At 41.3% G+C, this 446-nt stretch carries 1 pseudogene; it reads left to right on the top strand.

From position 1 onward, the window contains the following. Nucleotides 1-446, top strand: a pseudogene (locus ACFIO5_RS11550) (NAD-dependent DNA ligase LigA); the annotation flags it as partial.

Below are 446 nucleotides of genomic sequence, written 5' to 3'. Positions count from 1 at the left end.
TATGGAGCGTGTTCGGCGTTTTTTACGACTGCCAGAAACACAAATGTTGGAAATAACAGCAGAGCCGAAGATTGATGGTTTATCTTTATCTTTGCGCTATGAACAAGGAAGGCTTGTCTGTGCTGCAACGCGTGGTGATGGATATGTCGGTGAAAATGTAACTGCGAATGCACGAACAATTTCTGATATTCCGCAAGTTTTACAAGGCAAATTCCCTGATATAATTGAAGTTCGCGGTGAAGTTTATATGCGGCGGGCGGATTTCCAAGCATTTAATGTGAATCAACAAGAAAAGTGCAAATTAGCTTTTGCTAATCCTAGAAATGCAGCGGCTGGTTCTTTACGTCAACTGGATTCAAGAATAACTGCTAGCAGAAAGCTGCAATTTTTTGCTTATGCTTGTGGTGAAGTGAGTGAAATATTTGCAGAAAGCCAAATGGGGATGA

Source organism: Bartonella sp. AA86SXKL (assembly GCF_042196885.1).
This window is presented reverse-complemented; position numbering and strand designations above follow the sequence as displayed.